Source organism: Pustulibacterium marinum (genome assembly GCF_900116665.1).
Classification (GTDB): Bacteria; Bacteroidota; Bacteroidia; order Flavobacteriales; family Flavobacteriaceae; genus Pustulibacterium; species Pustulibacterium marinum.
In genome coordinates, this window is record NZ_FPBK01000003.1 from 187,886 (window position 1) to 210,881 (window position 22,996).

Genomic DNA, 22,996 nt, shown 5'->3' on the forward strand with positions numbered 1-22,996 from the left:
TTTCCTTAAATATAGATACAAATTTAACTTTCCTCGGTTATTAAAAGTGGTAAAAATTCGTTAAACCATTTAAAACGATTCACAATCATTATATGCGTTCCTCCTTTCACTGCTATGAAATTCTGAATATTTATTACCGGAAAAACTTTATCCTTATCGCCTTGAATATGAATCAATTCAAGATTGGATTGAGTTTGCTTCCAATTAATTATTTGGTGTATTGCCCAACTTAGATATCTGGGATCTCTTACCGATAGGTACTTTTGATAAAGATCCATTCGGTTTACAACAGTTTCTCCGATCGCAAATTTGGCAAGCAGTTCTATATTTTTAACCAATTTGGTCGGAATCAATTTATAAACCCTTGTTACCCTTGCAAATTTGATTCTTCGAGGAAGTTCAGATTCGTGTTTTACACTTGAGATAATAATAAGCTTTCTAAGTTTGATAAACTTAGCCATTTCCTGCACAACAATCCCTCCAAAAGAAACACCTATCAAAACAGGATTTTCATGACGAATGTTTTCAGTTAATCGTTCTGCATAATGTTCCAAGCTTTCTTTAAACTCTGGTATCAACCATTCTAAAAAATAAACTTCAAAAGTATCTTCGGGTAATTTTATTCCGTCAAAAATTAAATGATTGGCTGCCATTCCCGGCATGAAATACACCGGAATTTTTGATTTTTTTGACATAATTCTGCTCTTAACTTACTAATTATAAGATTTTTTGTAAATTTGCACTGTAAATGTAACACACTCCCGGAAATTAATTAAGTCATTTTTAATAAAACAAACACAGATTCTCAGAAAGCTAAAAAGCATTCTGAAATTTGTTGATTTTGAGTTTGTTATAAATCCCTAATTAAAACGCTTCGAGAACAAAACATTTACTTACTGAATTTCAAGTAGTTATATTCATTATGATATAATTACACCAAAGTTCTTTTATTGATTGATCTTTTTTAAAAACACCATAATATGAGTTTAGAAATTAATGATAATGATTTTTTACGTCAGTTTGAAGTAAAAATAGATGGTAAGTTGGCTAAAATTGAATACGCACTTCAAGAGCGTAAAATTTTCTTAACCAAGCTTGTGATTCCAGAAAGTGTTTCAGATGATTCCTTTACAGATGAATTCATCCGTGGCGTACTTTCAAAAATCGGAGAAACGAACCGAAGAGTTGTTCCTACAAGTCCACAAATCGCTAAGTTTCTTAGAAAGCACAAAATGATTTACAAAGATCTTTTACCAGTAGGTATAAGAATCTGATGACCAAAAAAAAGAGGTTCCAATTTTGGAACCTCTTTTTTTATATCCCATACAAAAATCTATTTAAGCATAAATTTCTCTTCCAGAAAAATGGAAATTGCTTTCTATAGCAGCATTTTCATCACTATCGGAACCGTGAACTGCATTTTCACTTAAAGAAGTAGCAAATAATTTTCTAATGGTACCTTCTGCCGCTTCTTCAGGATTTGTAGCTCCAATTAAAGTTCTAAAGTCTTCTACAGCATTATCTTTTTCAAGAACAGCAGCAACAATTGGTCCGCGAGACATAAATGCTACCAACTCTCCATAAAATGGACGTTCTTTATGAACTTCGTAAAAAGCTTTTGCATCTGCTTCACTCAATTGTGTATATTTCATAGCCACAATTTTGAAACCAGCCGTTTGAATTTTTTCTATTATTGCGCCAATGTGTCCGTTTTCAACAGCATCAGGCTTAATCATTGTAAATGTTCTATTCGTTGCCATATGGTCATTTTTTTAACAAAAGTAGTCTTTTTAACATGAAATACAAGGTTGTTACAATTGTTTAATCTTTACCACAGAAAATCTGTATATTCGCATCGCTTATGAATACAATTGACACAAAAAAAGTTGAAGAACTTTTATCAACTCCACAAAAAATAGCAATCATACCTCATAAAAATCCCGATGGCGATGCTATTGGTTCCACTTTGGGGTTATACCACTATTTGAAATTAAAAGGACATGAACCTATTGTAGTTAGTCCCAACGACTTTCCTCATTTTCTGAAATGGCTTCCAGAAGAAGATACCATTATTAAATACGATACAAATCCAAAGGAAGGAATAAAAGTAATAGAAGAAGCTTCGCTCATTTTTACATTAGACTTTAATGACTTTTCCAGAGTGGATGTATTAAAACCATTTTTAGAGAAAGCCACCGCAGATTTCATAATGATAGATCACCACCAATCTCCAAGTGATTTTGCTGTGGTTACCTATTCCGATACTTCCATGAGTTCTACTTGTGAAATGGTTTATCATTTTATAGATGCTTTAGGTGATATTGAACTTGTAAATAGTGCAATTGCCAATTGTTTGTATACAGGAATTATGACAGACACTGGATCTTTTCGTTTCCCATCTACAACCAATATTACGCACAGAGTAGTAGCAGATCTTATAGAAAAAGGTGCAGATAACGCTAAAATTCATACAGCAGTTTATGACACAAATTCCCTGAGTAGATTACATCTTTTAGGCTGTGCTTTGAAGAATTTGACTGTTTTGGAAGACCTCAACACCGTTTATATTACTTTAAGTAAAAAAGAACTGAATGAGTTTAACTTTCAAAAAGGTGATACAGAAGGTTTTGTAAATTATGGCCTTTCCTTAAACGGAATAAAATTTGCAGTTATCTTTATAGAAAATACGAATTCTGATGAAGACTTCGTTAAAATATCATTACGCTCCAAAGGGGATTTTGATGTAAATTTATTTGCTAGAGCCCATTTCAATGGTGGAGGACATAAAAATGCAGCTGGCGGAAGAAGCGATCTTACTTTAGAGGAAACCGTTTCTTATTTTGAAAAAACTGTGGCAACACATAAATCTCAATTATCACATACATGAAAAAACTAATTTTCATCATTTGTATAACATTTTGCTTTGGTTCATGCTCTACCCCTGAACCAAGAAAACCTGTAACAAGTAGTTCTGGATCGTTTTACAGAGAATCTGCTGAACGTGCTAAAAAAATGTTAGCCAAGGAAGAAGCTATGTTTCAACAATTGATTGAAAATGATAGTGTCAATTCTTTTCAAGCTTCCAAAGATGGTTTTTGGTTTTCCTACATCAAACAGGATTCTACTGAAATTTACCTACCTAAAGAAGACGATATAGTTACATTAATGTACAATGTACAAGATGTAAACGGAAACATCATTTATTCAAAAGAAAGTATTGACACTATAAACTATTTGGTAGACAAACAAGAAAATATTTTCTTAGGAATGCGTAGAGCCGTAAAATTACTAGGAGAAAACGAAGAAGCTATTATCTATTTTCCATCTTCTCTAGCATATGGTTATGTTGGCGATAGAAAAAGAATAGGTAGAAATATGCCTTTAAAAGTACAATTAGAAATCATAGATATTCAACAACAAACACAAGATTCAATACCCAATTAATTATGAGAAAACTCTCAATGATGTCAGCATTTTTGCTGATGATGATCTCTATAGCAAGTTGTCAAAAGAGAAATTATAAAGACTTAGGAGACGGTTTATTTGCAGACATTCAAACCAACAAAGGTGATATGATCGTAAAATTATATTTTGATCAAACACCAGTAACTGTAGCAAACTTTGTTGCGCTTGCAGAAGGAACCCATGAAAGTGTTACCGATAGTTTAAAAGGTAAACCCTATTATGACGGAATTACTTTCCACAGAGTTATCGAAGATTTTATGATTCAAGGTGGTGATCCGCTAGGAACCGGTGCTGGTGATCCTGGTTATAAATTCAATGATGAATTTGTTGATAGTTTAAAACTAGACCGAAAAGGAATTTTAGCTATGGCAAACTCGGGTCCAAATACTAATGGTTCTCAATTTTTCATTACACAAAAAGAAACTCCATGGTTAACCGGTAAGCACACTGTTTTTGGAGAAGTTGTAAAAGGTTTGGAGGTGATTGACACTATTGCAAAAGTGAAAGTAAATCCAAGAAAAAAACCGATAGACCCTGTTATTATTAACCATGTAGAAATCATCAAAAACGGAAAAGAAGCTCGTAAATTTAAAGCTGAAAAAGTTTTTGCTGATTATGTTGCTGACAAGGAAAAAAGAGAAAAAGAAGCTGCTGAAAAACTTGCAAAAGCAAAAGCAAAAGTTTTGGACGCTGCTACAACTCAGAAAGAACAAGCAGTTACTACAGATTCTGGTTTACAAATTTACACTATTGAAGAAGGTACCGGAGAAATTCCTACTCAAGGGGATAAAGTATTGGTAAACTATGCTGGTTACTTAGCTGCAGACGGATCTTTGTTTGATTCTAACATTAAAGAAGTGGCAGAAGACTTTGGAAAATATGACCATAGAAGAGAACAAATGAAAGGATACGAACCAATTCCTATGGACTACAGCAACAACGCTAGTTTAATTCCAGGATTTAAAGAAGCTTTGTTAAGCATGAAAGTGGGTGACAAAGTACGTGTGTTCATCCCTTCTTTCTTAGGATATGGTGAGCGTGGTGCTGGTAGAGGTGTGATTCCACCAAATGCAGATCTTATTTTTGATTTAGAAATTGAAGGTATTTATACTCCAGAAGCTGCTCCAACCGCTCCTCAGAAATAAAAAAATAATATAGAATTTCATAAAAAAAGCTGCCAGTTGGCAGCTTTTTTACTTTTCACTTTCAACAGAAAGTTTTATTTCTTTGGAATGTTCTTTAGTATCTCTAACACAAACTTCCAATATTTTTGAGCTGAAGAAATAGAAGCTCTTTCATCTGGTGAATGCGCTCCTTTAATGGTTGGACCAAAACTGATCATATCCATATCTGGATAATTCTGACCTAAAATACCACATTCCAATCCAGCGTGGCAAGCCACAACTCCTGGTTTTTCATCAAATAATTCTTCGTACTTTGTCTCCAATACTTTTAAGATTGGAGAATTTACATTCGGTGTCCATCCTGGGTAACTTCCTGAAAATTCAACTTCGCAACCCGCCAATTCAAAGCTAGCACGCAATGCATTTGCTAAGTCTAATTTAGAAGACTCCACAGAAGAACGTGTCAAACAACTAATTTTCACCTTTCCATCTTTCACCACTACTCTGGCAATGTTGTTACTGGTTTCAACCAAATCGTCCATAGAAGCACTCATTCGGTAAACGCCATTATGAGCCGCATACAACGCACGCGTAATTCCTTCCTGAACTCCTAGTTCCATGACCGCTTCCGGAGCTTCAACACTCTCGGCTGTAATTACTAAATTAGGTTCTTTTACTTTTAGTTCTTTTTTAATTTCGTGCGCCAATTGATTAAACTCCAACGCAAATGCATCATGATGCACTTTATCTACCACAACGGTAGCAAAACTTTCACGCGGAATCGCATTACGCAATCCTCCTCCATTGATTTCTGAAATTCGTAACCCAAAATTTTCAAAACCATCAAACAACAAACGGTTCATTATTTTGTTAGCGTTTCCAAAACCACAGTGAATTTCCATTCCGCTATGACCTCCTTGCAAGCCTTTCACAGTAATCCTGTAGGCTACAGTTCCTTCCGGTACTTCTTCTTCTTCATACGTTCTGCGAGCCGTAACATCTACTCCACCAGCACATCCTATATCTATTTCATCATCTTCTTCGGTATCTAAATTCAATAGAATTTCACCGTCTAACAAACCACCTTCAAGTCCAATAGCTCCAGTCATTCCGGTTTCTTCATCAATGGTGAATAAAGCCTCTAAAGCTGGGTGTGGAATATCGGTACTTTCTAAAACTGCCATAATCGTAGCTACTCCCAAACCATTGTCGGCACCAAGCGTAGTTCCGTTTCCTTTTACCCAGTCACCGTCAATAATCATATCAATTCCCTGAGTGTCAAAATCAAAATCGGTATCAGCGTTTTTCTGACACACCATATCTAAATGCGATTGCATTACAATGGCTTTGCGATCTTCCATACCTGCCGTAGCCGGTTTTTTGATAATCACATTCCCAACTTTATCTTTCAGGGTTTCCAAGCCTAATTTTTCTCCAAACTCCATCATAAAAGCGATAACTTTCGCTTCTTTTTTAGATGGACGTGGAACTGAATTTAAATCTGCAAACTTGTTCCACAAAGGCTTCGGCTCCAGATTTCGTATTTCGGTACTCATATTTTTAATTTTAGGTTGGTACAAAAATAAGGATTCAAAAACACTGATACAGTATTTTAATTATTTTTGAGGCATGAGTAAGAAATTAAAGACTTTTTTAGCGCTTTCTATCTTTCCTCAAATTTTCATTGTAAAATGGCTAGGAAAATACCCGGAGTTCATAGAAACTTATTACAGTAACGGCTTTTATCAATTCACTTCTAAAATTTTTCGTTACGTTTTTGGATGGCTCCCATTTTCTGTTGGAGATATTTTCTATACGCTTTTGGGTATCTTAATTTTAAGATTTCTAATTCTAAAAGGAAAACTATTCATACAATCTACTCGAGAATTTTTCAGAGAAATTTTTATGGTTCTTTCCATTGCATACGCTGTTTTTCATATTTCATGGGCATTGAACTATTACCGATTACCGCTTCATAAAAGTCTGCATTTAGAAAACGAATACACTACCGAAGAATTAGAAGATTTTACAGAACGATTGATTGAAAAATCAAATACAATTCATTTTGAAATAACGCAAAACGATTCGGTGAAAGTAGACATGCCGTATACCAAAAGTGAAATTTTCAAAATGACTCAAAACGGATACGATCACCTGGCTGAAAAATACCCACAGTTTACCTATCATCCAAAAAGCATTAAAAAATCACTTTACAGTACCGGACTCACCTACATGGGCTACAGCGGTTATTTGAATCCGTTTACAGGAGAAGCACAGGTAAACGGACTTATTTACAACTTTAAATTCCCGACTACTTCTTGTCACGAAATTGCGCATCAATTAGGCTATTCTGCAGAAAATGAAGCCAATTTCATAGGTTATTTAGCGGCTGTACATAACGATGATATTTATTTTAAATATTCAGCCTACATATTTGTATTGCGCTATTGTTTAGGTGAAATGAAGCGTCGCTATCCTGAAAAATTTGAAGAATACAATATAAAAATCAACTACGGAATTTTATTGAATTATATGGAAGTGGCAGAGTTCTGGGCACAATATCAAAACAAAGCTGAACCAGTTTTCAAAAGCTCTTACAACACCTTTTTAAAAGCAAACAAACAGAAAGAAGGTATAAAAAGCTACAACTATGTGGTTTCACTCTTAGTGAATTACTACAAAAACAGAGCCTTATAATTTTTTAGTATCTTTAAACGTCTTACTAACCCATTTTATCCATGAAAAAACTACTCTTATGTTTGGCAGTTGTTGCTTCGCAATGGCTTTCCGCACAAGATTACTTCCCTAAGAACGACGGAGTAAAAACTCCAGAAAACGCCATCACAGCATTTACAAATGCTAAAATTTACGTAACCCCTACCGAAATTATTGAAAACGGTACTTTACTCATTCAAAAAGGAAAAGTAATTGGTGTTGGTAGCTTAACTATTCCCAAAAATGCTATTACCGTAGATTTGAACGGAAAATACATCTACCCATCTTTTATTGAAGTGTTTTCAGAATTTGGTGTAGAAAAACCGAAAAGCGCTGCTCGTGGTAGAACTTCACAATACGATGCTACGCGTGAAGGTTTTTACTGGAATGATCATATTCGTCCAGATCAAAAAACCATTGATGTTTTTAGCTTTAATGATAAAGATGCCGAAGAACTCATCAAATACGGTTTTGGTGTGGTAAATACTCATTTGAATGACGGAATTATTCAAGGAACTAGTGTTTTAGTAGCCTTGAACACCAAGCAAGACAACAATTACAGAATATTAGATCAAAACGCTTCACAGTTTTTGTCGTTCAGTAAAAGTTCACAATCCAATCAAAATTACCCAACTTCTTTGATGGGTGCCATGGCGTTGATTCGTCAGTTTTATTATGATGCAGATTGGTATGCAAAAGGCAATGCTGAAACCAAAGATTTGGCTATCGAAGCACAATTGGCTAATAAAACCTTGCCACAATTTTTTGATGCCAAAAGCAGAAAAAACAGTGTTAGAGCAGACAAAATTGCCAACGAATTTGGTATCAACTACATTTTAAAAGGTGGCGGAGATGAATATGCTCGAATCGATGAAGTCATCGCTGCCAATGCCAAGTATGTAATTCCGTTAGATTTTCCTGATGCGTATGATGTAACCGATCCGTACATGGCTTCAAAAGTAGCATTGTCAGACATGTTGTATTGGAATCAAGCTCCGACCAATGCAAAAGTATTGGCTGAAAACGGAGTAACATTTGCTTTGACTTCTTCAGAAAATAAAAAACTAAAAGATTTTCAAGAAAATTTATTGAAAGCTATTGAATACGGTTTAGACGAAACCAAAGCTTTGGAAGCCTTAACCACGATTCCGGCAAGTTTACTAGGAAAAACAGACATCGGAACTTTGAAAAAAGGAAGTTATGCTAACTTTTTAATCACTTCCGGACCTGTTTTTGACAAAGAAACTACGTTGTATGAAAACTGGGTACAAGGAAATAGAAACTTGCTAGAAAATATGCATACACAAGATATTCGTGGTACGTATGCAGTAAAAGTTGATGGTGAAATGTACACAATGGACATCAAAGGTAAAATTGAAAAACCATCAATCGAGTTCAAACAAGATTCTACCAAAATCAACTCAAAAATTAATTATGATAATGGTTGGGTTCATATTTTTTATAGCCCTGTTTCTGAAAGTGAAACTACAGAATTTGTTCGTTTATCAAGTTTAGTAAATGGCAACGATTTCAAAGGTTCTGGAACGTTAACTAACGGAAAAGAAATTTCTTGGACCGCTAGAAAAACTGAAGATTTTGAAGCAAAAGAGAAAAAAGATAAGGAAGAAAAAACACCAGAAGTATTACCTGTAAGTTTCCCTAATATGGCGTATGGTTTTGCTGAAATGCCAAAACAACAAACTATTTTATTCAAGAACGCAACGGTTTGGACCAACGAAGCTGATGGTGTTTTAGAAGAAACCGATGTTTTGGTAAAAGATGGAAAAATTGCTCAAATTGGGAAAAATCTTTCTGCTAAAGGAGCGACTGTTGTAGACGCTACCGGAAAACATTTAACTAGCGGTATCATAGACGAACATTCTCATATCGGTACAGATGCGGTTAATGAAGCCGGACAAAATTCTTCAGCAGAAGTTACTATTGAAGATGTAGTTGATCCTGCTGATATCAACCTATATAGAAACTTATCGGGTGGTGTTACTACTATTCAAATTTTGCACGGTTCAGCCAATCCAATCGGTGGTCGTTCTGCTTTAATCAAACTAAAATGGGGTGGTTCTGCAGATGATATGCTTATTGACAATGCTCCTAAATTCATCAAATTTGCTTTGGGTGAAAACGTAAAACAAAGCAATTGGGGCGGTGGTCGTTTTCCGCAAAGTCGTATGGGCGTTGAGCAAGTTTTTATTGATTATTTCCAAAGAGCAAAAGAATATAATGAAGCTTGGAATACCTATAACGGACTTTCAAAAAGAGAGAAAGCGAAAACAAATGCTCCTCGTTACGATATTGAACTAGAAACTATTTCAGAAATCATCAATCAAGAACGCTTTATTACATGTCACTCTTACGTTCAAAGCGAAATCAATATGTTGATGAAAGTTGCAGAACAATTCAATTTCAACATCAATACGTTTACACACATTTTAGAAGGTTATAAAGTTGCTGATAAAATGAAAGAACACGGTGTGGGCGGTTCTACCTTCTCTGATTGGTGGGCTTACAAATTTGAAGTAAACGATGCTATTCCGTACAACGCTGCCATTATGCACGATGCTGGAATTACAGTCGCTATAAATTCTGATGATGCTGAAATGTCTCGTAGATTGAATCAAGAAGCTGCAAAAACCGTTAAATATGGTGGCATGACCGAAGAAGAAGCTTGGAAAATGGTAACCTTGAATCCTGCTAAATTATTGCATTTAGATGATACAATAGGAAGTATAAAAACTGGAAAAGATGCCGATTTGGTATTGTGGAGCGATAATCCGTTATCTATCTACGCGATTGCCGAAAAAACAATGATTGAAGGTGTTGTGTATTACGATTACGAGCAAATGAAAGCTAAAAAAGTAGAAACTGCTGTTACCAAAAATAAATTGGTAAACATGATGATCGATGCTAAAAATAGCGGTATGAAAACTCAAGCTCCTAAGGCTAAAGAGAAAGAATTAATGCATTGTGACACCTTATAATTTACACAGAAAAATGAAAAAAATAGTATATACTTTTTTATGTATGCTGACAGGTTTAAGCGTGTTGCAAGCACAACAAACTCCAGCTGCTAAACAAACCAAAAGCATTCTTATTACTAACGCTACCGCACATATTGGAGACGGAAAAGTAATAGAAAATAGTTTTATTGGGTTCAAAGATGGTAAACTTACGTTGGTTGTAGATGCAACAATTTCTAGAATTGATATGACACAATTTGATGAAGTGATTGAAGCCAGCGGAAAACATGTTTATCCAGGCTTTATCGTAGTCAATTCAACCTTAGGTTTGGTAGAGATTGATGCGGTAAAAGCTTCTGATGATGAGCGCGAAATTGGGCAAATGAATCCAAACATTCGCAGTTTAATCGCTTACAATACCGAGTCTAAAGTAATAGAAACTATGAGACCTAACGGTGTTTTAGCAGGTCAAATTGTTCCGCAAGGCGGTACTATTGCTGGGACATCTTCAGTGGTGCAATTTGACGCGTGGAATTGGGAAGATGCGGCCATCAAAACAGATGATGCCATTCACATCAACTGGCCAAACAGTTTAAGTCGTGGTCGTTGGTGGATGGGCGAACCCAACACCATCAAAAAGAACGAGAAATACGCTGAAAATATCGAAACCTTAAAAACCTATTTTGCCGAGGCGAAAGCATACAATCAAGGCAAGGGTTCAGAAAGAAATCTTCCACTTGAAGCTATGAAAGGGGTATTTGATAGTTCTCAAAAACTATTTATCCATGCTGATGGACAACGAGAAATTGTAGATGCCATCACCTTTGCAGAAGCTATGGGTATCAAGGATATCATTATTGTTGGCGGTGCTGAAGCGACTCCTGTTGCAAACTTTTTAGTTGAGCATAACGTTCCTGTTGTGGTTACACGTCCGCACAGTTTACCAAGCATGGAAGACATCGATGTTAAGGGTCCGTACAAACTAGCAGCCGATTTGCATGCTAAAGGCGTAAAAGTAACCATTGATCCTGCTGGAGATATGGAACGTATGAGCAGTAGAAATTTACCTTTCTATGCAGGAACTGCCGCTGTATACGGAATTGATAAAGAAGAAGCTATAAGTTTAATAACTAAAAATCCTGCTGAAATTCTTGGTATTGATGATATCATGGGAACCCTGGAAAGCGGTAAAGATGCTACGCTGTTTATTTCTGAAGGAGATGCGTTGGATATGAGAACCAACATCATTAGTAAAGCCTTTATTCAAGGTAGAGATATCAGTCTTGAAACCCATCAAACAGAATTGTACCATAGGTATAATGAAAAGATTAATGGTCAACCCTAAAAAACAATATTTTTAGATATGAAAGCGAGCCTTAACAGCTCGCTTTTTTTAATTATTTTTGCCAAAAATCAAGTCTAGTGAAAGTTATTTCGAGTACTCAAAATCCGTTGATTAAAAACATACTGCAACTCAAAGAAAAGTCGCGTTTACGCAAAAAGACCAATACGTTTGTGTTAGAAGGGCAACGCGAAATTATGTTAGCATTGAAAGGTGGTTATACATTGGAAACACTCCTCTTCTACCCAGATATCTGCAGTGAAACAGAAGTACAAGACTTCATAGGAGATTACTCTTCCAGACCAGAAATTATTGAAGTTTCAAAAGACGTATATCAAAAAATTGCTTATCGTGAAACTACTGAAGGCATTGTGGCTATTGCCAAAACCAAATCACTTGATTTAGAAAATTTAGCTTTCAAAAGAGAAAACCCACTAATTCTTGTAGCAGAAGCTCCTGAAAAACCGGGAAATATTGGTGCTTTGTTACGTACTGCCGACGCTGCCAATTTAGATGCTGTGATTATCGCCAACCCAAAAACAGACATGTATAACCCAAACATCATTCGCTCTAGCGTGGGTTGTGTGTTTACCAACAATATTGCAACGGGTTCTACGTCGGAAATCATTGAATTTCTAAAATCGAAAAACATTGCTATCAATTGTGCTGCGTTAACCGCTTCAATTCCGTATCAAACCCAAGATTTCACGCAAGCTTCAGCAGTTGTGGTTGGTACCGAAGCTACTGGTTTAAGTGATGAATGGTTGAACAATTCCACACAAAACATCATCATTCCAATGCAAGGCGAAATCGATTCTATGAATGTTTCCGTTGCTGCTGCTATTGTTATTTTTGAAGCGAAAAGACAACGAGACTTTAATTAGTAGTGAATAATGATTGATTAATAATATTGAATGGAAAATCCGAAAGAAAATATCATCGTAACAAAAAGTTATCAATTTGCCATTCATATTGTAGAACTATGCAAAACACTTCAGGAAAATAAAGAGTATACGCTTTCCAAACAACTTTTAAAATCGGGGACATCCATTGGTGCAAATGTTGAAGAAGCAGTTGGTGGTATTTCTAAAAAAGATTTTAGAGCAAAAATGTCCATTGCCTATAAAGAAGCTAGAGAAAGCCATTATTGGTTACGAATTTTAAAAGATACAAGCTACATTTCAAAAGAAAAATTTGATGCGCTTGAAATCGAATTACTTCCCATTTTAAAAATATTATATCGTATTATTGAAACCAGTAAAAGTTAATGGAATTCATCAAACATGAACCATTATTAATCCTTCATTACTAATAATTAATTATTAATTACCAACTCCTAATTATTACAATTTGAACGCACAATTACTATTTTATATCATCATCGGACTTTTAGTGTTAGACTTTATTGTAGACGGAATTTTAGATTCGCTCAACGCTAAAAAATACGATGACCCAATTCCAGCTGAATTAAGCGATGTATATGACGAAGCTGAATACATAAAATCTCAAGAGTACAAAAAAACACGCCATAAATTCAGTTCCATCACAGGAAGTATTTCGTTTATAGCAACCTTATGTTTTTTCATTTTTGGTGGATTTGAATTTGTAGATCAACTAGCGAGAAGCATCTCAGATAATGAAATTATCATCGCCTTAATTTTCTTCGGAATCATTATGTTAGTAAGCGATATTTTATCTACTCCTTTCTCGTATTACAGCACTTTTGTAATCGAAGAAAAATTTGGTTTCAACAAATCAACCAAAAAGACTTTCTTTTTAGACAAACTCAAAGGTTGGTTGATGGGAGCTATTATAGGTGGCGGCATTTTGGCTTTGATTATTTGGTTTTATCAATTTACAGGCAGTAACTTTTGGTTATATGCTTGGGCTTTGGTAGCGGTTTTCAGTTTGTTTATGAATATGTTTTATTCCAAATTAATCGTTCCGCTTTTCAACAAACAAACACCTTTGGAAGAAGGCGAATTGAAACAAGCCATTACAGCTTACGCCACCAAAGTTGGATTTAAACTTGATGCCATTTATGTGATTGATGGTTCAAAACGTTCTACTAAAGCAAACGCGTATTTTTCAGGTTTTGGAGCTACCAAAAGAATTACCTTGTTCGATACCTTGATCAATGATTTAACCACCGAAGAAATTGTAGCAGTATTAGCTCATGAAGTAGGTCATTACAAGAAAAATCACATCATTTTCAATTTGATTACTTCAATTCTTTTGACGGGTTTCACCTTATATATTCTTTCATTATTCATTAACGAACCCATACTTTCCGAAGCTATGGGTGTATCTACACCAAGTTTTCATATTGGTTTAATTGCTTTTGGAATTTTGTACAGTCCAATTTCAGAAATCACTGGACTCATCATGAATATTTTTTCAAGAAAATTTGAATACCAAGCCGATAATTACGCTAAAGAAACGTATGCCGCAGCTCCATTAATTACATCACTTAAAAAGCTATCTAAAAATAGTTTAAGCAATTTAACCCCGCATAAAGCATACGTTTTTGTACACTATTCACACCCAACATTGTTGCAACGTTTTAAAAACTTGATGGCCTAAAAAATTTGCATGAACCAAAGTTTGTGCTAATTTTATAATAATACAGCCCTGAAAAACTCACTATGGCAATAATAGACACAGAACAGGAGAACAAGGCAATTGCCCGCGAGTACAAAGAACTACTTCGCATTAGTTATCAATTCCTTTCCGATGAAGATAAAAAACTCATTCGGTTAGCATTTGACACGGCCGTTGATGCCCACAAAGAACAGCGTAGAAAAAGTGGCGAAGCGTATATATTTCATCCAATTGGGGTAGCAAAAATTGTGGCTTCGGAAATTGGTTTAGATGCCACCGCTATTGCTGCTGCTTTACTGCATGATGTTGTTGAAGATACTCCGTATACGTTGGAAGATATGGAACGGATTTTTAATCCTACCATTGCACGCATTGTAGACGGATTGACCAAAATATCGAGTTTAAGTAAAGACAACGACGTATCGTTACAAGCAGAAAATTTTAGAAAAATGCTGCTAACCATGAACGATGACGTTAGAGTGATTCTGACAAAAATTGCCGACCGTTTGCACAACATGCAAACCATGGATTCTATGCCACCACATAAGCAAGAGAAAATTGCTTCGGAAACCTTGTATATTTACGCTCCGTTGGCACACAGAATTGGGTTGTATAACATAAAATCGGAGTTAGAAGATTTAGGTTTGAAATATACCGAACCTAAAATGTTCAACCAGATTTTAAGTAAAATTGAAGAAAGTAAAGAAGATCAAAAAGCCTATATTGAATCGTTTTCTAATGTAATCAAAGAAAGCCTTGATAAAGAAGGATTACACTATAACATTAAAGGACGATCAAAATCTATTTTCTCTATCCGAAGAAAAATGAAAGCCCAAAACGTATCTTACGAAGAGGTGTATGATAAGTTTGCTATTAGAATCATTTACAAATCGGATGCAGCGAATGAAAAATTCCTAGCTTGGAAAATTTACTCCATTGTTACAGATCACTTTCGCCCAAATCCGGTACGTTTACGCGATTGGATTTCTTCACCAAAATCAACGGGTTACGAAGCCTTACACATTACAGTAATGGGGCCAAAAGGTCGTTGGGTTGAAGTACAAATTCGTAGTGAACGCATGCACGAAATTGCCGAAAAAGGTTATGCTGCGCATTTTAAATACAAACACGGAGACCAGCAAGAACAAGGTTTAGACGTTTGGCTAAACCGTTTGCAAGATGCTTTGGAAGGCTCGGAAAGCAGTGCCATTGATTTTGTAGAGGAGTTTAAATTCAATTTATATTCTAAAGAAATTTTTGTGTTTACTCCAAACGGAGAATTAAAATCGTTACCAAAAGGAGCTACACCTTTAGATTTTGCATTTAGTATTCACACAGAAATTGGTGTACATACACGGGGCGCCAAGGTAAACGGAAAATTAGTTCCGCTAAGTCATAAACTAAAAAGTGGAGATCAGGTAGAAATTATCACTTCAGAATCTGCAAAACCAACAGTGACTTGGTTAGATTATGCCACTACTGCCCGGGCTCGTTCTCGTATTAAATCTTCTTTAAAAGAAGAGAAAAAAGTTATAGCTGAAGACGGTAAAGAAATCCTTCGTAGAAAATTAAAGCAACTCAAGATCACATTCAATGAAAACATTGTAAACGAGTTGGTTGTTTATTTTAAACTTAAAACAAGTTTAGATTTATTTTATCGCGTAGGTGTAGGTACTATTGACAACCAACAATTGAAAGAGTATGCCAATAGCCGCAGCAACATGTTTGTAAACTTCTTCAAAAATAAAATTAGAAGACCCAATCATCCTTCAGAAGATCTTCACAAGGAAGAAATCACCACTAAATACGACATGCTTGTCTTTGGTAAAGAAGAAGAAAAATTGGAATATAAACTTGCCAATTGCTGTAACCCGATACCTGGTGACAATGTTTTTGGATTTTTGACGATTAATGAAGGTATAAAGGTTCATAAAAAAACATGTCCAAATGCACTTTCGTTACAATCTAATTATGCTTACAGAATTTTACCAGCAAAATGGATAGATTCTACTCAGCAAGAACATACAGCAGTAATTAGACTTACAGGTATAGATCATCTTGGATTAGTGAGCGATGTTACAAAAGTCATTTCAGATAACATGCATGTGAATATGAAAAGCATCAGCTTTGATACCGATGATGGAATTTTTTCTGGAAAGATCACGCTCTCAGTAAAAAACAGAGCTATGCTAAAAAAATTAATAGAAAAATTAAAAGGAATAAATGGTATCGATAAAGTTACCAGAATGTAAAATATACTTTTCAGATACAAATAATAAACACTACTTTTGTAGTTTGGAATTTTGAGGCAAGTATCATGGCAAATGAAAAAAACCAAGAGATCGTAAAAAATGTTTTTACGAAGTATTTAGAAGAAAAAGGACATCGTAAAACTCCTGAGCGCTACGCGATTCTTCAGGAAATTTATGATAATGATGAGCATTTTGATATAGAATCACTCTACATCAAAATGAAAAATAAAAACTATCGTGTAAGTAGAGCAACGCTTTACAACACCATAGAACTTCTATTGGAATGTGGTTTGGTGCGTAAACACCAATTTGGGCAAAATCAAGCTCATTATGAAAAATCATACTTTGATAAGCAACACGACCACGTAATTTTGACAGATACTGGTGAGGTGATGGAATTTTGTGACCCAAGAATCCAGAGCATCAAAAAAACAATCGAAGAGGTTTTTAATATCAAAATTCACAACCATTCGCTATACTTCTACGGAACAAAAGAAGAAACTGAATCATAACACAACATATATTAAAATGGCAGTAGACTTACTACTTGGACTTCAATGGGGAGATGAGGGAAAAGGTAAAATTGTAGACGTTCTTACAAAAAACTATGATATTATCGCCCGCTTTCAGGGAGGTCCAAATGCAGGACATACGCTTGAATTTGACGGAATAAAGCACGTTCTTAGAACCATTCCTTCCGGAATTTTTCATGAACAATCAATCAACGTTATTGGTAACGGTGTAGTTGTTGATCCTGTTGTTTTTGTAAACGAATTAAAAGGATTAGAACAATTCAATATCGATTACAAGAAAAAGTTGATTTTATCTAGAAAAGCACATTTAATTTTACCAACACACCGTTTGCTTGATGCAGCTTCGGAAGCTTCAAAAGGTAAAGCGAAAATTGGATCTACTCTTAAAGGTATTGGACCAACTTATATGGACAAAACCGGACGTAATGGATTACGTGTTGGGGATCTTGAACTAGATGATTTCAAAGAAAGATACCGCGCTTTGGCAGACAAGCATGAAGAAATGATCAGCTTTTACAAAGTGGATATTGAGTATGATCTTGCAGAGTTAGAAACTGAATTCTTTGCTGCTGTTGAAACTTTAAAAGAACTTACTTTCATTGATAGCGAGGAGTTTTTAAACAAATCGCTTCGTGAAGAAAAAACTATATTGGCAGAAGGTGCTCAAGGATCTTTATTGGATATCGACTTTGGAACCTATCCTTTTGTAACCTCTTCAAACACTACTGCTGCTGGTGCTTGTACTGGTTTAGGTGTTGCTCCTAACAGAATTGGAGAAGTTTTTGGAATTTTCAAAGCTTATACAACTCGTGTTGGTAGTGGACCTTTCCCTACTGAACTTTTTGATGCTACAGGAGAAAAAATGGCTAAAATCGGGAACGAATTTGGAGCCGTTACTGGTCGACCAAGACGTTGTGGTTGGTTAGATCTTGTTGCATTGAGATATGCTGTTCAAGTAAACGGTGTAACCCAATTAATGATGATGAAAGGTGACGTTTTAAGTGGTTTTGAAACTTTAAAAGTATGTACTGCATACAAATATAAAGGAGAAACTATTGAGCATTTACCATACAACATTGAACCAGAAAACGTAACTCCAATCTACACAGAAATGAAAGGTTGGAACGCCGATCTTACCAAAATGACAAGTGTAGACGAATTTCCTGAAGAATTGGTAGCGTATATTGAATTCTTAGAAAAGGAATTGGAAACACCTATCAAAATTGTTTCTGTAGGTCCTGATAGAACACAAACGATTCACAGATAAAATTTGAACCTATCATAATTTTGTAAAAAGACCGTTTCATTTGATAACGGTCTTTTTTTATTATAGCTACTGGCATGCTTCTTGTTCATTAAAAATTGTATTTTTGACCAAATTTTTTCAGCATACATGAATCTAAAATTCTATTTTTCTTTATTCTTTATATGTTTTCTGGGAGCTTTTTCATCAAACGCTCAGCAGAAAAATACTTCCGAAGGAAAGAAAAAAATTCAAATAATTCAGGGACGAAATTTTCATAAAGATGAAGAAAAATTTCCTGGAGCTACAATTTTCAATGGCGATAAACAACAAGTTCAATTTCGACACGAAGGAATTGATGTTTGGTGTGATATTGCTGTGTATTATCAAGATGATAATTTCATAAAAGCATCCGGAAACGTATACTTGCAGCAAGGCGATTCAGTAAAAATGAATTGTGATTACATTGAATACAATGGAAATACAAAACTTGCCATTGCAGAAGACAATGTGGAGCTAAGAAATAATCAAATGAAGTTAGAGACTAATAAACTCTACTTCAACAGACTGCTACAGCAATGTTACTACAACACATCTGGAACAGTAACCGATCCTGAAAATACGCTCACCAGTCAAAGTGGAAAATACTTTATAGAAACAGAAAAGTTTCAATTCAACAGTAATGTGCATCTCGTAAACAAAGATTTCGATCTAAAATCGAATGAGCTGGATTATTACGAGCGTAGCAAACATGCTTATCTTTATGGTCCGTCAACAATCACTGGAAAAGATTATGTTCTTTATTGTGAACGTGGATATTATGATACTACAGTTGAAAAAGGCTACGGAATCAAAAACACCAGAATAGACTATAATCAGCGCATTATCAAAGGAGATAGTCTTTATTTTGAAAAGAAAAAAGAGTTTGCCGCAGCCACTAACAATATTCAAATTATTGATACTGTAAATAAAGGAATTGTAAAGGGACATTATGGTGAAGTTTGGAAAGCAAAAGACTCTATGTTTGTCACCAAACGTGCGGTAGCTATCAATTTGGTAGAAAATGATTCTATCTTTATTCATGGTGACACGTTGATGGTAACCGGTAAAGAGAACGAACGTATTTTAAGAGCTTTTAGAGATGCTAGAATCTACAAAACTGGAATGTCTGGTAAATGTGATTCTATTCATTCTAGTGAAATTACAGGAATTACTCAGTTAATTAGAAAAATTCCAAAAGGAACTAAGGAAAGAGATTTCTTAAAATACAATCCTATTCTTTGGAATGGCGAAAACCAATTAACCGGAGATAGCATACATCTTATTTCTAATGCAAAAACAGAAAAATTAGATTCATTAAAAGTATTGAATAATGCCTTTATTGCTGAAAAAGATTCTCTTGGAGATGGTTATAATCAAGTAAAAGGAAAAAACCTATACGGACTTTTTAATGACGCCAACCAGTTAAATGAAGTACACATTGTACAAAACACTGAGTCTATATTTTTTGCCTATGACGATTCAGAATTTGTTGGAATTGATAAAGCTATTTGTAGCCGTATCGAAATAGAATTAGCAGACAATCAAATTGTAAGTGTAACCAATTTTACAGATACGGAATCTACCATAAACAGAGAAGAAGATCTACCGGTAAATGCTAGGAAACTCCCTGGATTTTATTGGCGTGGTGATGAGCGTATAAAGACCAAAGACGATATTTTTAGCGAAGAAGATAATAATATTGAATTAGTTAAAATTCAGGGAATTGATGATCCACAAGCCATAGATATGGAAGAAATGGGTAGAGTTGCAACTCAACCAACCGATGGTACTGAAGCTTTTCCTACTTCTGAAACAAATAAAGAAGACGAATCCCCTACTACACCAAAAAAGGAATCTTCTCCTGCTTTAAAACCAAAACGGCCATTAATACAGGTAGATTCATTAAAGCTAAAACCGGTTTTAAAACCACAAACTAGCACGCATCCGTAATACTTTTTACAGAGAAAAATACAAGCAAAGAAACTTTTCATTACATTTAAGACAATGAAAACCGACTTTTTACAATATCAGGCACAAACGTCGCCTCATCCTTTGATGGTAGATGTTTCTCATGCCAAAGGAAGTTATATTTATGACACCGACGGAAAATCTTATTTAGATTTTGTTGCTGGTGTTTCTGCTTGCACCTTGGGTCACTGCCATCCAAAAGTGGTAAAAGCCGTGCAAGAACAAACAGAAAAATACATGCACGTAATGGTGTATGGAGAATACATACAATCGCCAGCTGTTCAACTTTCTAAGTTATTAGCAGAACATATGCCTGCGCCTTTAGATTGCACTTATCTAGTGAATTCTGGTACCGAAGCAATCGAAGGTTCTCTCAAACTAGCAAAACGAGCTACCGGAAGATCTCAGTTGATTTCAGCAGTAAATGCCTATCACGGAAACACACAAGGTTCCATGAGCGTAATGGGTGCCGAACATAGAAAACAAGCTTTTCGACCTTTATTACCAGATGTAGATTTTATTCGGTTTAATAACGAAGAAGATCTACAAAAAATTACACATAGAACTGCTGGTGTTTTATTAGAAACGATTCAGGGAAGCGCTGGTTTTTTACCTCCTCAAAACGATTATTTGGCTAAAGTTAAAAAACGTTGTGAAGAAGTTGGCGCATTACTTATTCTTGATGAAATTCAGCCTGGATTTGGAAGAACTGGAACTTTATTTGGTTTTGAACAATACAATGTTGTTCCAGATATTGTAGCCATGGGAAAAGGAATGGGTGGCGGAATGCCTGTTGGCGCATTTTCAGCATCTAAAAAATACATGCATTTACTTTCAGACGGACCAAAAATGGGACACATTACCACTTTTGGTGGACATCCTGTTATTGCCGCTGCCAGTTTAGCTACTTTGAAAGAAGTTCTTGAATCTGATTTAATGCAACAAGCTGTTGAAAAAGAAGCCTTATTCAAAAAACTTTTACAACATCCAAAAATTACAGACGTTAGAGGAAGAGGTCTTATGCTTGCGATGATGGTAGAAAGTGAAGATTTGGCAAATCATATCATTCTAAAATGTATGGAAAAAGGATTGATTTTATTTTGGTTAATGTTTGAACCAAAAGCTGTAAGAATCACTCCGCCTTTGACAATTTCCAAGGAGGAAATAGCAATTGGTTGTAAGTTAATTCTTGAATCAATTGAAGAATGGAAAGCATAACTGTTAACTAAATTGTTGATAACAAAACACAATTACTGTAAAACATAGCTTTTCGTATTATAAATTTAAGACTATAGAAATCTAAAAAAGTTTCGCCTATGCCATTTGGTTCTAACGAAGAATACAATTTACCGATTGCTAAGTTTGAATCGATGTTGAAAACAAATACAGTTTTCTTCTTTGACTCAACTGATTTTGAACACATCATCACCTATTATTTAGATGAAGGAAAAGTTGCGAAAGCAAAAAAAGCAACTCAAATTGGGTTAGAACAACATCCTACCTCTTCAGAATTGAAACTCCTTGAAGTAGAAATTTTAATTTTTGAGAACAAACTAGATAAAGCTGAGGCACTGCTAGAAGATTTGGAAGAAATTTGTGCTCATAATGTGGAACTCTATATTCAAAAGGCTAATATTTTCAGTAAAAAAGATATGCATCAAAAAGCCATTCAAACACTGAAACAAGCATTAGCAGTAAATGGCGAAGATCCCGCTGCAGATATTTTATCTATGATTGGTATGGAATTTCTATTTCTGGAGGATTATGCAAATGCAAAAGATTATTTTCTAGAAGCTTTAAAAGAAGACCATTTAGATTATGCAGCGCTTTACAATGTTGTTTTTTGTTATGAATATTTAGCGGATCATGATGGTTGTATCACTTTTTTAAATGATTTTCTAGAGGTAAATCCTTACTGCGAAGTAGCGTGGCATCAATTAGGAAAACAATATGCAGCTAAGAAACTTTATAAGGAATCACTTTCTGCCTTTGAATTTGCAATCATTTCAGACGATTCTTTTATTGGTGCTTATTTTGAAAAAGGAAAAATCCTTGAAAAACTCAAGCGCTATAATGAAGCTATTGATAATTATGAATACACGCTAGAACTTGATGACCCTACTTCTTTTGCCTATTTGAGAATAGGAAAATGTCATGAGAAACTAGGAAACTTGGATCTTGCAAAACAGAATTATTACAAGACAGTTCACGAAGATCCTTTACTTGACAAAGGTTGGCTGGCTATAACAGATTTTTATTACCGATTAGAAAATTTCCAAAAAGCCAAATACTACATTCAAAAAGCTATCAATATAGACGAAGACAATGTACTATATTGGAAACGATCTGCAGAAATACACAAGCAATTAAGCATGTTTGAAGAAGCTGATATTGCTTATAAGAAAACTATTGAATTAGGCAATTATGAACTGGACACATGGGTTTCATGGGCAGATATTCTCACCCATTTAGGAGAAAATGATACTGCTATAGTAACATTGCTTCAAGGATTAGAGTTTTATCCAGAGGATAGCGGCATTGAATATAGATTAGCTGCGCTTTATTATTTAATGCATGAAGACATCAAAGGTCAATATCATTTAACAAATGCATTAGAACATAACTATGATGGTCATGAACTGGCTTCAAAGCTATTTCCAGCAATTTTTGATAGACCAACTGTTAAGAATATTATAACAAAATTTAAAAAGGCTTCCTAACAAAAAAATCCTATTT

The 22,996-nt window shown here is 35.0% G+C and carries 19 protein-coding genes; 16 read left to right on the top strand and 3 right to left on the bottom strand.

What is annotated here, in order from left to right; translation table 11 throughout:
* Positions 1–23 precede the first annotated feature (23 nt).
* Complete coding sequence (locus BM383_RS06910; RefSeq protein ID WP_093024388.1) at positions 24–695, bottom strand: alpha/beta fold hydrolase; 672 nt, start codon at positions 693–695, stop codon at positions 24–26.
* Positions 696–980: 285 nt separating this feature from the next.
* Between BM383_RS06910 and BM383_RS06915 the strand changes: the two genes are divergently transcribed.
* A complete protein-coding gene (locus BM383_RS06915) occupies positions 981–1,274 on the top strand; it encodes a GNAT family N-acetyltransferase (protein ID WP_093024389.1) in 294 nt (97 codons plus the stop codon).
* A 63-nt stretch (positions 1,275–1,337) separates the two neighbouring features.
* On the opposite strand, the gene BM383_RS06920 is transcribed toward BM383_RS06915, so the two are convergent.
* Positions 1,338–1,760 (bottom strand): nucleoside-diphosphate kinase, encoded by a 423-nt coding sequence (locus BM383_RS06920; RefSeq protein WP_093024390.1) that lies wholly within the window; start codon positions 1,758–1,760, stop codon positions 1,338–1,340.
* Between the two features lie 101 nt (positions 1,761–1,861).
* Here BM383_RS06920 and BM383_RS06925 point away from each other — a divergent pair, with 101 nt between their 5' ends.
* The 3 genes from BM383_RS06925 to BM383_RS06935 are packed head-to-tail and all read left to right on the top strand — an operon-like array spanning position 1,862 to position 4,610.
* Positions 1,862–2,887, top strand: a complete 1,026-nt coding sequence (locus tag BM383_RS06925) for a DHH family phosphoesterase (RefSeq protein ID WP_093024391.1) — start codon at positions 1,862–1,864, stop codon at positions 2,885–2,887.
* On the top strand, positions 2,884–3,444 hold the full coding sequence (gene gldI, locus BM383_RS06930; RefSeq protein ID WP_093024392.1) for a gliding motility-associated peptidyl-prolyl isomerase GldI: 561 nt from the start codon (positions 2,884–2,886) through the stop codon (positions 3,442–3,444). Before BM383_RS06925 ends, gldI begins: the two co-directional genes overlap by 4 nt.
* A gap of 2 nt (positions 3,445–3,446) precedes the next feature.
* Complete coding sequence (locus tag BM383_RS06935; protein WP_093024393.1) at positions 3,447–4,610, top strand: peptidylprolyl isomerase; 1,164 nt, start codon at positions 3,447–3,449, stop codon at positions 4,608–4,610.
* Positions 4,611–4,684: 74 nt separating this feature from the next.
* Here BM383_RS06935 and BM383_RS06940 read toward each other — a convergent pair whose 3' ends face one another.
* On the bottom strand, positions 4,685–6,145 hold the full coding sequence (locus BM383_RS06940; protein ID WP_093024394.1) for an aminoacyl-histidine dipeptidase: 1,461 nt from the start codon (positions 6,143–6,145) through the stop codon (positions 4,685–4,687).
* 73 nt (positions 6,146–6,218) lie between these two features.
* Here BM383_RS06940 and BM383_RS06945 point away from each other — a divergent pair, with 73 nt between their 5' ends.
* The 12 genes from BM383_RS06945 to BM383_RS07000 all read left to right on the top strand — a co-directional run bounded on the left by BM383_RS06945 (position 6,219) and on the right by BM383_RS07000 (position 22,980).
* Positions 6,219–7,286, top strand: a complete 1,068-nt coding sequence (locus BM383_RS06945) for a DUF3810 domain-containing protein (protein WP_093024395.1) — start codon at positions 6,219–6,221, stop codon at positions 7,284–7,286.
* 41 nt (positions 7,287–7,327) lie between these two features.
* Positions 7,328–10,300, top strand: coding sequence for an amidohydrolase family protein (locus BM383_RS06950; protein WP_093024396.1), 2,973 nt, complete (start codon positions 7,328–7,330; stop codon positions 10,298–10,300).
* A gap of 13 nt (positions 10,301–10,313) precedes the next feature.
* A complete protein-coding gene (locus BM383_RS06955) occupies positions 10,314–11,624 on the top strand; it encodes an amidohydrolase family protein (RefSeq protein ID WP_093024397.1) in 1,311 nt (436 codons plus the stop codon).
* A 77-nt stretch (positions 11,625–11,701) separates the two neighbouring features.
* Positions 11,702–12,505 carry a TrmH family RNA methyltransferase gene (locus tag BM383_RS06960; protein WP_093024398.1) on the top strand — a complete coding sequence of 268 codons (804 nt, stop codon included), beginning with the start codon at positions 11,702–11,704 and terminating at the stop codon, positions 12,503–12,505.
* A 30-nt stretch (positions 12,506–12,535) separates the two neighbouring features.
* Positions 12,536–12,889 (top strand): four helix bundle protein, encoded by a 354-nt coding sequence (locus tag BM383_RS06965; RefSeq protein ID WP_093024399.1) that lies wholly within the window; start codon positions 12,536–12,538, stop codon positions 12,887–12,889.
* A gap of 82 nt (positions 12,890–12,971) precedes the next feature.
* On the top strand, positions 12,972–14,204 hold the full coding sequence (locus tag BM383_RS06970) for a M48 family metallopeptidase (protein WP_093024400.1): 1,233 nt from the start codon (positions 12,972–12,974) through the stop codon (positions 14,202–14,204).
* 62 nt (positions 14,205–14,266) lie between these two features.
* Positions 14,267–16,474 carry a RelA/SpoT family protein gene (locus BM383_RS06975; protein ID WP_093024401.1) on the top strand — a complete coding sequence of 736 codons (2,208 nt, stop codon included), beginning with the start codon at positions 14,267–14,269 and terminating at the stop codon, positions 16,472–16,474.
* A gap of 65 nt (positions 16,475–16,539) precedes the next feature.
* Positions 16,540–16,986 carry a Fur family transcriptional regulator gene (locus tag BM383_RS06980; protein WP_093024402.1) on the top strand — a complete coding sequence of 149 codons (447 nt, stop codon included), beginning with the start codon at positions 16,540–16,542 and terminating at the stop codon, positions 16,984–16,986.
* A 16-nt stretch (positions 16,987–17,002) separates the two neighbouring features.
* The gene (locus BM383_RS06985; RefSeq protein ID WP_093024403.1) at positions 17,003–18,274 is read left to right on the top strand and encodes an adenylosuccinate synthase; all 1,272 of its coding nucleotides are present in this window, start codon (positions 17,003–17,005) and stop codon (positions 18,272–18,274) included.
* Between the two features lie 126 nt (positions 18,275–18,400).
* Positions 18,401–20,242, top strand: coding sequence for an OstA-like protein (locus BM383_RS06990; RefSeq protein ID WP_093024404.1), 1,842 nt, complete (start codon positions 18,401–18,403; stop codon positions 20,240–20,242).
* Positions 20,243–20,296: 54 nt separating this feature from the next.
* Positions 20,297–21,478, top strand: a complete 1,182-nt coding sequence (locus BM383_RS06995) for an aspartate aminotransferase family protein (RefSeq protein WP_093024405.1) — start codon at positions 20,297–20,299, stop codon at positions 21,476–21,478.
* 98 nt (positions 21,479–21,576) lie between these two features.
* Positions 21,577–22,980 carry a tetratricopeptide repeat protein gene (locus BM383_RS07000; RefSeq protein ID WP_093024406.1) on the top strand — a complete coding sequence of 468 codons (1,404 nt, stop codon included), beginning with the start codon at positions 21,577–21,579 and terminating at the stop codon, positions 22,978–22,980.
* Positions 22,981–22,996 lie beyond the last annotated feature (16 nt).

What these genes read in the sequence shown, in the direction of transcription:
- BM383_RS07000 (WP_093024406.1), top strand. Translation starts at nt 21,577, where the DNA reads ATGCCATTTGGTTCTAACGAAGAATACAATTTACCGATTGCTAAGTTT.
- BM383_RS06950 (WP_093024396.1), top strand. Translation starts at nt 7,328, where the DNA reads ATGAAAAAACTACTCTTATGTTTGGCAGTTGTTGCTTCGCAATGGCTT.
- gldI (WP_093024392.1), top strand. Translation starts at nt 2,884, where the DNA reads ATGAAAAAACTAATTTTCATCATTTGTATAACATTTTGCTTTGGTTCA.
- BM383_RS06920 (WP_093024390.1), bottom strand. Translation starts at nt 1,760, where the DNA reads ATGGCAACGAATAGAACATTTACAATGATTAAGCCTGATGCTGTTGAA.
- BM383_RS06925 (WP_093024391.1), top strand. Translation starts at nt 1,862, where the DNA reads ATGAATACAATTGACACAAAAAAAGTTGAAGAACTTTTATCAACTCCA.
- BM383_RS06940 (WP_093024394.1), bottom strand. Translation starts at nt 6,145, where the DNA reads ATGAGTACCGAAATACGAAATCTGGAGCCGAAGCCTTTGTGGAACAAG.
- BM383_RS06910 (WP_093024388.1), bottom strand. Translation starts at nt 695, where the DNA reads ATGTCAAAAAAATCAAAAATTCCGGTGTATTTCATGCCGGGAATGGCA.
- BM383_RS06980 (WP_093024402.1), top strand. Translation starts at nt 16,540, where the DNA reads ATGGCAAATGAAAAAAACCAAGAGATCGTAAAAAATGTTTTTACGAAG.
- BM383_RS06975 (WP_093024401.1), top strand. Translation starts at nt 14,267, where the DNA reads ATGGCAATAATAGACACAGAACAGGAGAACAAGGCAATTGCCCGCGAG.
- BM383_RS06985 (WP_093024403.1), top strand. Translation starts at nt 17,003, where the DNA reads ATGGCAGTAGACTTACTACTTGGACTTCAATGGGGAGATGAGGGAAAA.
- BM383_RS06935 (WP_093024393.1), top strand. Translation starts at nt 3,447, where the DNA reads ATGAGAAAACTCTCAATGATGTCAGCATTTTTGCTGATGATGATCTCT.
- BM383_RS06915 (WP_093024389.1), top strand. Translation starts at nt 981, where the DNA reads ATGAGTTTAGAAATTAATGATAATGATTTTTTACGTCAGTTTGAAGTA.
- BM383_RS06955 (WP_093024397.1), top strand. Translation starts at nt 10,314, where the DNA reads ATGAAAAAAATAGTATATACTTTTTTATGTATGCTGACAGGTTTAAGC.
- BM383_RS06965 (WP_093024399.1), top strand. Translation starts at nt 12,536, where the DNA reads ATGGAAAATCCGAAAGAAAATATCATCGTAACAAAAAGTTATCAATTT.
- BM383_RS06995 (WP_093024405.1), top strand. Translation starts at nt 20,297, where the DNA reads ATGAAAACCGACTTTTTACAATATCAGGCACAAACGTCGCCTCATCCT.
- BM383_RS06990 (WP_093024404.1), top strand. Translation starts at nt 18,401, where the DNA reads ATGAATCTAAAATTCTATTTTTCTTTATTCTTTATATGTTTTCTGGGA.
- BM383_RS06945 (WP_093024395.1), top strand. Translation starts at nt 6,219, where the DNA reads ATGAGTAAGAAATTAAAGACTTTTTTAGCGCTTTCTATCTTTCCTCAA.